Consider the following 12,708-nt stretch of genomic DNA (forward strand, 5'->3'; position numbering starts at 1 on the left):
CCGCGCCTGAATACTGATTTTGCTGGAAACTCTCCGTCGTAGGTAGCCCCATTCCACGCACTGATCTATGCCAGATCGCGGCGCCAATGCTGAGCTGTCAGGGACTGGCCATAGACCTGTTCGTCTTCTTCTGCATCAAGGGTGAACCCGGCCACCTTATAGACCCGCCGGGCCGCGGCCAGCATACTGTAGGTCGACAGCACCATCTCGCGATAACCGCGCGAACGGGCAAAATCGATACAGGCTCCGACAAGCTTGTGCCCGAGTCCCAGCCCGCGTGCGTCCGGCTCGACATAGACGATCCTGAGACGCGCCGTTTCCGGCCCGTCGCGTACCACAGCCGCTGATCCGGCGATCCGGCCATCCACCTCAGCAATCCAGAGACAGTCATCGTCGGGGTTGTGATGCTCGAGAAACTCGCGCCCGATCTTCAGCAGGTTCAGCTCAAAACCACCGTCCCAGCCATATTCCTGCTCATAAAGCATGGCTTGCCGGGCAAGCGCCCAGGACAGCTCACCGACCCGGTGCGGCCGGATCACGGGGACCGGTTTCACGACGGCACTCTCACCACCAAGCAAGTGCTCAGCCTGGCGCAAGGTGGAGACCAGGTCTCGACGTGCGTCCTGCCCCAGCGGCTCCAGCACAGCGGAAACCTCGGCACGCGATTTTGCCTGAAGTGCTTCAAGCGCGCTGCTTCCGGCCTCGGTAAGCGCAAGGACATGGCGCCGCCGATCCATCTCGGATACCGACCGGGTAAGGATACCGCGACGCTTCAAGCCATTCAGAAGACGGCTGAGATACCCCGGATCGAGCCCCAGCATGTCCGCCAGATCGCGGGCACTCATCCCGTCGCAATGGCCAAGCTCGAAAATCACACGGGCTTCCGGCAGCGAGAATTCGCTCTCCAGCAGACGGTCCGCCAGAACATTGATTCTGCCTGTGTAGAAACGGGAAAAGTGGCGGACAGCCTCCACCGGGTCATGCTTATCGGTCACCATGTTCCTCCCTGAGGTGGACGCATGGTGACCCCATTAAATGCTAAAAGCAATTAATTGATTGCTTTTAGCACCTATTTTGCCCTTGGCGCCCGCTGGGAGAAGCGTTTCTCGAAAACCCCTTCGGCGATCCGGTTCTTCATCATTTCAAGACTGCCCCCGGCGATTTGCCAGCCACGCGTCCGGCGCCAACAGTATTCCACCAGGCTTTCCTCCGTATAACCAAGTGCCCCCAGCACCTGCATGGCGTCGTTCGCGGCTCGGAATCCGGCCTCGTTGCAGAGAAACTTCGCGATGGCCGTATCATAAGCAGACGGCAACCGTTCAGTAGCTTCCGTCGCGACTTTGTAGAGCATGAGCTGGGCCGCCTCGATCTGGGCCGCGGCTTCCGCGAACTTCCACTGGATGCCCTGAAAGTCCGCCAACTCACGGCCGAACTGCCTACGCGTCAGCGCATGTTCCCGGGCGATCTCGAACGCGTGCCGGCCAAAGGCGAGCGCGCGGGCTGAGTTCCCGATCCGCTCAATGTTGAAGGCCGAGATCTGCTTGCGGAACCCACCCTCGCCGAGCAGCACATTTTCGGCCGGAACATAGACATCCTCAAAATAAAGCTGGCACCAGTGCTCGCCACCGACATAGCGAACCGGCTTGCCCATGGTGAATCCGTCCTGCCCACGCTCAAGAATAACCGACCCAATGCCATCAAGCCCCGGTCCGAAACGCACATAGATCAGGAAGATCCCCGCTTCCGGACTGTGGGTGGAGAACACCTTCGTTCCATTGACCCGGAAGCCGTCCCCGTCCGTGGTCGCGGTGGTGACGAGATCGGTTGCCGCAGAACCTGCTTCCGGCTCGGACATGCCTAGGGAGATTGCCATTTCGCCCCCCAAAAGCTTCCCCAACCACTTCTCCTTGTGTGCAGGGCTGGCATATTCGGCAAAAGTGCGGATTGGGCCGAAATTACCGGCCTGGATGACATCGGCGCTGCGTGGACAGATCTCCGAAACAGCCTGAATGGCAAGCACCGCGTCCATCACAGACCCGCCTTGCCCGCCGTCGGCCTCATCAAAGGTGATGCCCAACAGACCTTGCCCGGCCATCAGCTTCGCTACATCGAAAGGGAAACTCTCTTCATGCGCCCGGGCGAGCGCGCCTTCCTGCAGATGACGCTCCGCAAAACCGCGCACGGCATCCTGAAAGAGACGCTGCTCCTCACTCAAATTGAAATCCAAAACTTCCTCCTGTCAGGCGCGGTTATTCCGCTGCAGATTTTGCTGTAACTTCACCGAATGGCAGTTCGGACAGAGACGCAAAAGCATCGATCCGCCAGAGCGCATCCAGCAATGGTCTGGCCGCCGTTCCGAGCACGTCTCCGGTCAGCTCATAGAATTTATCTTCCAGTTCAGAATCGCTCAGCGGCAAATCCGGATCTCCCTTGCGGGTCCGAGCATAATGGCTGAAACGCTGGCCATCCGCGGTCTCGATCGTGACTTTTGCTGAGCGCCGCCGAGGGAACGCTGCATCGCACTCCGGATCGACCGTATGCTCGACCTTCGCCGCGATGTCGCGGGTCGCCGGGTCGGCAAGTGCCTCAGGAGAGAAGGCCGCGATCCGGACCGCACCGGTAGCGATGACCGCGCCGAGGCAATAGGGTAGCGAGAACTTCGCTTCGAAAGCCGTTTTGGGATCGGCATTGCCACAAATCTCAAGCGACTTCTGATAAGAGCCTGCTTCAATCCGGTGGATGGACTCCGTTTTCAGATTGTTCGCGGCGACAATTTCCTTCACGGCATCGACAGCCGCATGAACATGCCCGCACGCGGCATGATTCTTCTGCGTTGTCCGTTCGATGGTCCAATCGGAACCAAGCCCGGCAACGGCGGCCTGCCAATCCACATCCCGGCTCATGGCAGCACCAAACCCGGCGGCGCCTTCCAGTATATCGAGCGCGCCGGTAACACCGGCTTTCGCCATCCGTGCTGCCAGTACGCCACCTTCCGACGCCCGGCCAGCATGCAATGGTTTGCTCATGGCTTCGGCCCGGAAAGCCTGCTGCAATCCGGCCGCCATGGTCCCCGCAGAGGCAAGCGCATGCGCCGCCTCGGAAGCGGTCAGCCCCAGCAGGACGGAAGATGCCGCCGTGCCGCCGAAATACCCGATAGTCGCTGTTGTGTGCCAGTAATCGTAATGCGCCGGATTGACCGCCGCGGCGATCCGGTTGGAGACTTCGTATCCGGCAATGACCGCGCGTAGGAAATGCGCGCCATCCGCTCCGGTTTCCTCGGCAAGCGCAAGCGCGGCGGGAATGACGGCAACGCCAGGATGATAGAGCCCGTCCCGGTAAATATCGTCGAACTCAACCGTATGAGAACCGGCGCCATTGATCAGGGCAGCAGCCCGTGCGGTTGCAAGCCTCCCCGACGGGATCAACCGCGCGCGCCCGCGATCAAGATCCTCCGGCACCGCGTCGGGCAGCAATGTCGCCGGCGGGAGCACGCCGCCAGGAACGGCCGCCGCGAACCAGTCAAGGACACATCGTTTTGCATGATGTTGTGCCGTCTCCGGCACGGGCATGCCGCTCATCGCGGCAATGAAATCTCCGTATGTTTCGGTCGGGCTCTTACTGGCCATTACGTTCCTCCCTTTCTTAACAGCCTCAGCAATCGAGCTTATCGGCAACGCCCTCCATCGACTCCGCGATAACATCAAAATCGTGCTCGGCCTTAAAATCGACAGTCTGTTCCGGCCCGTATTCCGTGGGCCGTGCAATGAAAGCTGTTTTGAGGCCCAGCGCCCTGGCAGCGACCAGATCACCATTATGAGCAGCTACCATCATGCATTCCTCCGGAGCGAGGCGCAGCATGCGACATCCCGCAAGGTATGTTTCCGGATCAGGTTTGTAGCTCTGCGCAATCTCGGCCCCCAGAATCATGTCCCAGGGCAAACCGCCATGCTTCGCCATGTCGACCATTAGCTTCACGTTGCCATTCGACATGGTTGCCAAAATGAATTTGCTCTTCAAACGCGTCAGTCCCGACACACTGTCCGCCCAGGGGTTCAGACGATGCCAAGCCATATTAAGGTGCTCGACCTCAGAATCGTTCAGCCCCTTAACTCCAAACTCATCAAGCACCTCAATCAGATTTTCCCGGTGCAGCGTATCGAGGTCGATGAAACCGCGTTCCCCACTGCGTATCCGCGCCATCGCCGGAACGTAACGCCGTCGCCACGAGAGTGCGAAGGCCTGCCCATCTAGTCCCAGGCCCTTCTCGTCAGAAAAAAAGTCAATTTCCGCCGCAATGCTGTTCCGCCAATCGACAACGGTCCCAAACACATCAAAAAAAAGCGCTTTTACCATCATCATTTCACTTTCCATTTCTTCAACATGTTCCCGTAGTCCGGAAAAGCACGTCCCGTTATGCAGTGTTTCCTTGACCGGAAATCCAAAGCCGGGACAATGATATTCAGTTCGTTCAGCTGGAAGACCGGGAAACAACGGTTAGCAGACTGACGAAAGGGTAGGCGAACGGAGGAACGTCAGACAACGGTCCAATTGGTAATGAGTCCATTCTTCGCTCAGCGAAGAAGAAGAAGCGGTGACGCTCATTGCTGACCGAGCTTATTCAAAAAACAATAAATAAATCCGCCAATAGGGAAGGAACACGTCTATGAAAAATCTTTGGCGCACTGCGGCCACAACAGCGCTCGCGCTGGGTGCTGCAGCAATCTTCGGGCCTAGTCCTGCAATAGCCGAAACACCGCAATACGGCGACGAGTTGCGGTTGGTCGTCGGCTCGAAGATCCCGTCATATGACGGGCATATCGAGTCCACCTTCGGCATGATCCACCCGATCCGCCCGTTCTACAGCGTGCTCATGCGGGTCAATCCGGAGAACCCCTCCTCGCCTGTCGACTTCGTCTGCGACCTCTGTGAGGGAGACGTTCCTGCAGCGACCGAAGGCGGCACGAAATACACCTTCAAAATCCGCAAGGACGTTAAGTTCCACGACGGAACGCCGCTGACCGCACATGACGTTAAGGCGACCTTCGACAAGATTGCCTTTCCGCCAGAAGGCATCGCGTCGAACAGGCAGGCATATTTCAAGTCCGTTGAATCTATTACGGCTCCCGACGATTACACGGTCGTCTTCAAACTGAAGAACCCGACCGGCACTTTCCTGCCTTCAGTCGCCATGCCGTACAACTTCGTCTACGCGAAGAAGGATCTGGACGCGCACGGTTACACCTGGCACCAGAAAAACATCAACGGATCGGGCGCTTTCCGGTTTGTCGAGCACGTACCGGGTAGCCACGTGAAAGGCGTCAAGAACGACACCTACCATCACAAGGGCATGCCTTATCTGGACGGTTTTACCGCAATTTCCGCACCGAAAATGTCGGTTCGCTTGCAGGCAATCCGTGGCGGTCAGGCCGACATCGAATTCCGCGGTTTCCCGCCGAAAGCGCGTGACGACCTTGTCAAAGCCCTCGGCGACGACATCACCGTTCAGGAAAGCGACTGGAACTGCGTTCTGATCGTGACCCCGAACCATAAGGTCAAGCCGATGGATGACGTGCGTGTGCGGAAAGCACTCTCGCTCGCCATTGATCGTCAAGGCGGTTCCAAATATCTGTCCCGCATTGCGATCGTGAAGACGGTTGGCGGGGTTGTTTTCCCGGGCCACCCGCTTGCAGCCACCGAAGCCGAACTGTCGCAGCTTGCCGGCTATGGCAACGACATAGAAGCGAACCGTGCCGAAGCGAAAAGACTGCTGAAAGAAGCCGGTCACGAGAACCTGAAGGTCACCCTGCACAATCGCGGCGTTGATCAGCCTTACAAGGTTGTCGGTACGTGGCTGATCGATCAGTGGAAGAAGGTCGGCATAAAGGCGGATCAGTGGGTTCAGCCAACCACGCCTTTCTACGCGACGCTTCGCAAGAAGAAAGACTTCACCGTCTCACTCGACTTCAACTGTCAGTCGATCGTGAACCCGATTGCCGACATCTCGAAGTTCCTGCCCGGCGCCGGCAACAACTACGCCGAGTTCCAGGATGAGCAGCTGCTCAAATGGTACGACGAACTGCTGGCCGAAGGTGACGAAGGGAAACAGCGCGAGATCATCCGCAAGTACGAAAAGCGGGTTCTGGACGAGCTGTCTTCCCAGTTCATTACGCTGTGGTGGTACAAGATCAACCCGCACCGTTCCTATGTGAAGGGCTGGAAGATCGCACCAAGCCATTATCTGAACCAGGCACTCGACAACGTCTGGATCGATCAGGCCGAAAAGAAGAAGCAACTCGGCGGTTGATCTAGACTTCAGAGACGTCGACCGCCCTGCCTCGGCAGGGCGGTCGCCCTTTTCGAAAAAAGGTAATTTGGCAAAGCATGTACGGATATATCGTCAAACGCTTGCTCATGCTGCTCCCGACCCTTATCGGCGCGGCTATCCTCGTCTTTCTTCTGTTACGACTTGTTCCAGGTGATATCTGCCTGATCAAGTTCGGTGGTGAGGGCGCATACGCGGATCCTGAGCAAATTAGGCAGTGTCAGGTAAGTCTCGGGCTAGAGAACCCGATTTATGTCCAGTTCTGGGACTATATGAAGGGCTTCTTTGTCCTAGACCTCGGCACGTCCATGTGGACAGGCAAGGAGGTCACATACGAGATCGGCGTGCGCTTCGAGCTTTCGCTTCAGATCGCCCTTATGGCAACTCTTACGTCAATTGTGATTGCGATACCGCTTGGCGTGATTTCCGCCGCGAAGCAGAACACTATGACGGATTATGTCATTCGGGGTTTCAGCATCGCCGGGATTGCAATGCCATCCTTCTGGCTTGGAATCCTCATCATTCTAGGATTGTTGATTGGAACACAGGAATTCATGGGTCGTCCCTGGATGCCACCCATCACTTTCAAGTCGCTCTTCGACGATCCAATGCACAATCTCTCGCAGCTTGTCTGGCCAGCACTCGCGACCGGTTACAGATATTCTGCCGTCGCCACGCGTATGACTCGATCGGCCATGCTTGAAGTTCTCCGGGAGGACTACGTCCGGACAGCCCGCGCCAAAGGCCTTATCGAAAAGGTCATCGTCAACAAGCACGCCCTCAAGAATGCGATGTTGCCCGTTGTGACCATCATCGGGATCGAATTCGCCTTTCTGATGGGTGGCCTCGTCGTGACGGAGCAGGTGTTCAACTTGAATGGTCTCGGCAAGCTGTTCGTGGAGTCGGTGACCCAGGCGGATTACACCCTCACCCAGGCTTTGGTGATGTTAGTTGTTACGATTTTCGTCTTCATGAACTTCGTCGTCGATGTGCTCTATGCGTGGCTCGACCCACGTATTCGCTACAGCTAAGGGAGCTGCAGGACATGACCACCATGGATGCAAATCCCGAAACCAACACTGGTTTCAAAAGAACGACAATCGGTGATCATATCGGTCGGCTTGTGCGGCGCCAGCCGCTCGGGACCGGCGGAGCCGTTGTGATTATCCTGATGCTTCTGATGGCACTCTTCGCCGATCTGATAGCGCCTTACGACCCCGAAGCGAACAGCTTCGAATATATGCTGGTTCCGCCCAGTCTGGACTTCCTCCTCGGGACTGATCAGTTTGGCCGCGACCTGTTTTCCCGCATTGTTTATGGCGCCCGGACAGCTCTCTTCGTCGGATTTACCTGCGCCATTGTCGGTGCGTTCGGCGGCCTCGTTCTCGGCGTCGCGAGTGCATATTTCGGCGGCTGGTTCGATCTGATCATGCAGCGCATCATCGATGTGTTTATGGCCTTCCCGCTGATCATTATGGCTCTTGCTATCGTCGCCATCTTTGGCACAGGCACAGACAAGGTAATCATTGCGATTACGATTCCCTTCATCCCGCGCTGCGCCCGTGTCGTACGGTCCAGCGCGCTGGCGATCAGGGAAATGCCCTATGTTGATGCTGCCCGGTCTATCGGGTACGGCCATATGCGCATCATCATGAAACACATTGCGCCAAACGTTCTCGCACCGTTCCTGATTATGCTTACCGCCTTCCTGGGCGAGGCAATCCTGCTCGAAGCCTCCCTTTCCTATCTCGGACTGGGTGTGCAGGAGCCGACGCCAGCCTGGGGCCTGATGCTTCAGGGCGGGGCTGAGGAATATGCCGAGAGCGCACCTTGGGTCCCGGTATGGCCGGGCCTCGCGATTACAATCGCAGTCTTCGGCTTCAACCTCTTCGGGGACGCTGTCCGTGACATCCTGGACCCGAAACTCCGGACCCGCTGATTAGACCAATATCATCAGCAGAAAGCCCCGCCATTGGCGGGGCTTTTTCTTTGTCTCGGAATGTTCTCAGACAGTCATAATCAAGCTCAAACTGTTACGGCTTACTGAACTGTCAAACTGCCCAGAGTTTCGCAAAACCGTTCGAAATCGATGTTACCGCCAGTCGCCATGACGACAACGCGCTTGCCTTGAATATAATCCGGCCTCATCAGCAAAGCTGCGAGTGCCACCGCTCCCGATGGCTCCAGCACAAGTTTCAGGGTCTCGAAGGCAACCCGCATCGCCGCCCGGACTGTATCGTCACCCACTGCCATGTGATGCCGCATACCCGCCGCCCTGGCGCAGGCGAATGGCACCTCCCCTGGAGCCGTTGCCTGCAGCGCATCGCAGATCGACACAGCGCCGCCGCTGATGCGGGTTACAGTGTCAGCTTTCAGGGACTGCCCGAAGCTATCAAAGCCTTCAGGCTCCGCAGCGACAAGCTGCGTTGATGGAGAATACCGACTGAACCCCGAGGCAAGGCCGGCAATCAGGCCGCCTCCGCCGACGCACGAGAAAACAAAGTCAGGCGCCTCTCTCCCGCCCAACCGCAACTCCTCAATTATCTCCGAAGCCGCACTGGCATGCCCCGTGACAACAAACGGGTCGTCGAAAGGATGCAGCAGGACCTTGCCTTCACGTTCCGAGATATCCTTGGCCATCGCGCTGGCAACCTCCTCACGCGGGCGGTCCCCATGCTCACTCAGGACAACCGTTGCGCCATAAGCTTCCGTCTTGCGGCGCTTCGCCTCCGGCGCATCCACCGGCATCACAATCGTTGCCGGAATCCCCAGAGTGGCCGCTGCGGCGGCGAGACCCTGTGCAAAATTCCCCGAAGAATATGCAACAACACCGGCCAGCTTTTCCGCTTCGCTCAAATTACAGCACCGCCAATAAGCGCCCCTGAATTTGAAGGACCCCGTACGCTGGAGCGACTCAGCTTTCACATAAACCTCATCCGCTCCCGACAGGTCAGCGAGATGCGGCGCGGCCATCAGCGGCGTCCGCTCAGCAACACCTGCCAAGGCTTCTACAGCATTACCGATTTCCGGTTCGCTGGGCATTGTCTGTCCAAGGCTGGCCATTTACCGATCTCCTGCTTGAATGCTGGCGAGACTATATCCGGATTTTTGCTACAGAGAACGGCAAGAAAAAACGGCGCCCGAAGGCGCCGTTTTCAACTCAATGCCCTGTCCCTGCGGGATCAGCCTTCCAGCACGAAATGCCCTTCGCCGACCTGCCGGTATTCCCGCTTCGGCGGCTCATAGCCCATCGGTTTAAGCGGGCTCGGGATCTCATCAGTCATCAGGTTCAGCTCACGCTTACGGCGCGTTGGATCGGCCACCGGCACCGCTGACATCAGTTTCTTCGTGTAGGAATGCTGGGCATTTTCGAACACCGCCGCGCGAGGCCCGATCTCGACAATTTCGCCAAGATACATCACCGCGACCCGGTGGCTGACCCGCTCGACCACAGCCATATCATGGCTGATGAAGAGATAGGCCAGACCGAATTCCTCCTGAAGATCCATCATCAGGTTCACGACCTGCGCCTGGATCGACACGTCCAGCGCCGAGACTGCCTCATCTGCAATGATCAGCTTCGGGCCAAGCCCGAGAGCCCGGGCAATGCAAAGCCGCTGACGTTGACCACCAGAGAATTCGTGCGGGTACCGTTCCGCATGTTCAGCATCGAGACCGACGCGGCGGAGCAGCGAAACCACCCTTTCGTCTGCCTCCTTGCCGGAGGCGATCTTGTGCACGATCATCGGTTCTGCGATGGCCGAACCCGCCGTCATACGCGGGTTTAGGGACGCGAACGGATCCTGGAAAATCATCTGCATGTCGCGGCGCAGCGGGCGCATGTCCTTCGGGTCGAGCCCCATCAGCTCTGTGCCCTCAAACTTGATGCTGCCGCTGTTCGGCTCCACCAGCTTGATAATGGACCGCCCTGTGGTCGACTTGCCGCAGCCGGACTCACCCACCAATGCAAGGGTTTCCCCTGGTTGCAGACCGAAGGAAACCCCCTCAACCGCATGAACCCGTGCTGTAGCCGAGCCGAACATGCCTTTACGAATGTCGAACCGCGTGGTCAGACCTTCGACCGTCAACAACGGTTTTTCGGCATGCCGGACCGTGTCCTGCATCTCCTGCAATTCATGCGCGGCGGACGCGTCCTTTACCGCTTCGCCTTCCGCCCGGTTCACATCCACATTCGCGAACTTGGCCGGGAAGGTCATCCCCTTCATTGAGCCCAGTTTCGGCACCGCGGCGAGCAGGGCCTTGGTGTAGGGATGCTGCGGATCATGGAAGATCTGCTCTGCAGGCCCCTCTTCGACCTTCTTGCCCTTCAACATGACAACAACACGATCCGCCACCTCAGCCACCACTCCCATATCGTGGGTGATGAACATGACGGACATGCCGATTTCCTGCTGCAGCATCTTTATCAGATCTAGGATCTGCGCCTGGATCGTCACATCGAGCGCGGTAGTCGGCTCGTCGGCGATCAGCAGGCTCGGACGGCAGCTCAGCGCCATGGCGATCATCACCCGCTGGCGCATGCCGCCAGACAGTTGATGCGGATACTGGGACAGCTGCTTTTCCGGTTCCGGAATACGAACCAGCTTCAGCATCTCCAGAGCCATGTCGAGCGCTTCCTGCTCGCTCTTTCCCTGGTGCAGCATGATGGTCTCAGCGATCTGGAACCCGATGGTGAAGACCGGGTTGAGCGACGTCATCGGCTCCTGGAAGATCATCGAGATATCGTTACCGCGAATATCCCGCATCGTGCCCTGGCCGGCCTTGGCGATATCAATCACCTCACCATTCTTGCGCCGGAAATCGACCTTCCCCGACGCGATATGCCCGCCGGCATAATCGGTCAGCCGCATCAGCGACATGGCCGTTACGGACTTGCCAGAGCCTGACTCGCCGACAACAGCCAGCGTTTCGCCCCGGTCAATATGCCAAGAGACTCCATCAACCGCCTTGACCGTCTGGTCATCCAACGGAAAGTGAACCCGAAGATCGTCGACTTCGATCAGTCGGTCATCATGCATCTACACGGCCTCCCATGGCTCGCCTGTCCTGTCCGGTGCTGCGATTTTTTTCTTTTTGCACCATTTTCAACGAGGCAGTCTGTATGCTTTTGATAGTCAAATCCAGACGCAATCTCTCAAATTTCGCACCCTGGAAGAGTTCAGACGTATGAGACATCCGTGAGCGCACAAAATTCCGAGAGCGAGCATAGCCCCAATCGGAAAGAGGCCTTTCGCGAAGGCATACGACACGGCCTTGCGGTTCCTTCGATTGTCGTTTTCTCAACCATGCTCGGTTATGGCTCTCTCGCCCATGCCAACGGCTTTTCCGCTTTTGAAGCCCTACTCTCGACAGCCCTTGTGTGGGCCATGCCGGGTCAGGTTGCGATGGCGGACCTGCGGGCATCGGGTGCAGATCTGTTCGTAACACTGTTAGCGGTCTCCATGGCCAGTGTCCGGTTCTTCCCAATGGCGACGATCCTGGTCGGCACCTTCCGCGAGGCAGTGAAGCACCCGCTGAAGCGTATCTTCATTGCACACCTGATGTCGGCTTCGACCTGGCCGATGGGCATGGCGGCCTCTCAGCGTATGAATAAAGAGTCAGCGCTGGCCTATTACTGGCCCGTTGCGGGGCTCTGTATCATCATGGGCTGCATCGGTACGCTCGCCGGGTATTGGCTTTCGGCAGACATGCCCGCAATTGTCCGGCTGACGCTGGTCTTCCTCAACGTTGTATTTCTCTCGTTGTTGTTTGCACTGAACCGTGACCGTCTTGTTATTCTTGCCGTCTGTGCCGGCGCCGTTATCGGACCGCCGTTGCACAGTATCGAGCCAAACTACGGGGTAATCCTTACGGGTCTGATCGGCGGTACGTTTGCCTTTGCCGTTCTTGGGAAACGCCGATGAGCGCAGCAGCAATTTCACCGCTGTCGCTCGTCCTGCTTGCGGCCTCCGTCACTTTCATCTGGCGCGTGCTCGGCGCCCTTTTAGCCTCGAAAATCGACACGGACGGCGCGCTGTTCCGTTGGATTGGCTGCGTTTCCTACGCCACCGTCGCTGGTCTGATCGCACGCATGGCGGTGCTGCCGACAGGCGATCTGGCCGACACTCCATTGGCTCTCCGGCTCGGTGCAGTGGCTATCGGCTTCGCCGTGTTCTTCCTCGCAAAACGCAACCTGCTATTGGGCGCGGCAATCGGGGCGGGATGTTTTGCCGGTGGGCTGGCGCTACTCGCGAATTGATTCAAGAACCGCTTTTTCCCTCTTCGAACATTGATCAGAAGCGCAGCGCCCCTCTTCTTTCTAACAAAAGCGCATCACAAACATCCGCAGACGATCGCCAACAAAAGTAAGTTTCGGTCCAGCAACA

At 57.8% G+C, this 12,708-nt stretch carries 11 protein-coding genes; 5 read left to right on the top strand and 6 right to left on the bottom strand.

Going from position 1 to position 12,708, the window contains the following annotated elements:
* Positions 1 to 65: 65 nt before the first annotated feature.
* The 4 genes from ABJ076_RS08675 to ABJ076_RS08690 all read right to left on the bottom strand — a co-directional run bounded on the left by ABJ076_RS08675 (position 66) and on the right by ABJ076_RS08690 (position 4,359).
* On the bottom strand, positions 66 to 995 hold the full coding sequence (locus tag ABJ076_RS08675) for a helix-turn-helix domain-containing GNAT family N-acetyltransferase (RefSeq protein WP_348199303.1): 930 nt from the start codon (positions 993 to 995) through the stop codon (positions 66 to 68).
* A gap of 74 nt (positions 996 to 1,069) precedes the next feature.
* Positions 1,070 to 2,227 (bottom strand): acyl-CoA dehydrogenase, encoded by a 1,158-nt coding sequence (locus ABJ076_RS08680; protein WP_348192110.1) that lies wholly within the window; start codon positions 2,225 to 2,227, stop codon positions 1,070 to 1,072.
* A 22-nt stretch (positions 2,228 to 2,249) separates the two neighbouring features.
* The gene (locus ABJ076_RS08685; RefSeq protein WP_348192107.1) at positions 2,250 to 3,626 is read right to left on the bottom strand and encodes an MmgE/PrpD family protein; all 1,377 of its coding nucleotides are present in this window, start codon (positions 3,624 to 3,626) and stop codon (positions 2,250 to 2,252) included.
* A gap of 25 nt (positions 3,627 to 3,651) precedes the next feature.
* Positions 3,652 to 4,359 carry a haloacid dehalogenase type II gene (locus ABJ076_RS08690; protein ID WP_348192104.1) on the bottom strand — a complete coding sequence of 236 codons (708 nt, stop codon included), beginning with the start codon at positions 4,357 to 4,359 and terminating at the stop codon, positions 3,652 to 3,654.
* Between the two features lie 304 nt (positions 4,360 to 4,663).
* Between ABJ076_RS08690 and ABJ076_RS08695 the strand changes: the two genes are divergently transcribed.
* From ABJ076_RS08695 to ABJ076_RS08705, 3 genes are all read left to right on the top strand, one after another.
* On the top strand, positions 4,664 to 6,304 hold the full coding sequence (locus ABJ076_RS08695) for an ABC transporter substrate-binding protein (protein ID WP_348192101.1): 1,641 nt from the start codon (positions 4,664 to 4,666) through the stop codon (positions 6,302 to 6,304).
* Positions 6,305 to 6,381: 77 nt separating this feature from the next.
* Complete coding sequence (locus ABJ076_RS08700; protein WP_348199201.1) at positions 6,382 to 7,353, top strand: ABC transporter permease; 972 nt, start codon at positions 6,382 to 6,384, stop codon at positions 7,351 to 7,353.
* A gap of 14 nt (positions 7,354 to 7,367) precedes the next feature.
* Complete coding sequence (locus tag ABJ076_RS08705; protein ID WP_348189625.1) at positions 7,368 to 8,261, top strand: ABC transporter permease; 894 nt, start codon at positions 7,368 to 7,370, stop codon at positions 8,259 to 8,261.
* Between the two features lie 101 nt (positions 8,262 to 8,362).
* On the opposite strand, the gene ABJ076_RS08710 is transcribed toward ABJ076_RS08705, so the two are convergent.
* Complete coding sequence (locus ABJ076_RS08710) at positions 8,363 to 9,385, bottom strand: threonine/serine dehydratase (protein WP_348189627.1); 1,023 nt, start codon at positions 9,383 to 9,385, stop codon at positions 8,363 to 8,365.
* A 119-nt stretch (positions 9,386 to 9,504) separates the two neighbouring features.
* Entirely contained in the window at positions 9,505 to 11,361 is a 1,857-nt protein-coding gene (locus ABJ076_RS08715) for a dipeptide ABC transporter ATP-binding protein (RefSeq protein ID WP_348189629.1), read from the bottom strand.
* A gap of 159 nt (positions 11,362 to 11,520) precedes the next feature.
* On the opposite strand from ABJ076_RS08715, the gene ABJ076_RS08720 reads away from it, so the two are divergent.
* A complete protein-coding gene (locus ABJ076_RS08720) occupies positions 11,521 to 12,246 on the top strand; it encodes an AzlC family ABC transporter permease (protein ID WP_348189631.1) in 726 nt (241 codons plus the stop codon).
* Positions 12,243 to 12,581 carry an AzlD domain-containing protein gene (locus tag ABJ076_RS08725; RefSeq protein WP_348189633.1) on the top strand — a complete coding sequence of 113 codons (339 nt, stop codon included), beginning with the start codon at positions 12,243 to 12,245 and terminating at the stop codon, positions 12,579 to 12,581. Before ABJ076_RS08720 ends, ABJ076_RS08725 begins: the two co-directional genes overlap by 4 nt.
* Positions 12,582 to 12,708: the final 127 nt, after the last annotated feature.

The organism is Nisaea sp., from assembly GCF_039990255.1.
Classification (GTDB): Bacteria; Pseudomonadota; Alphaproteobacteria; order Thalassobaculales; family Thalassobaculaceae; genus Nisaea.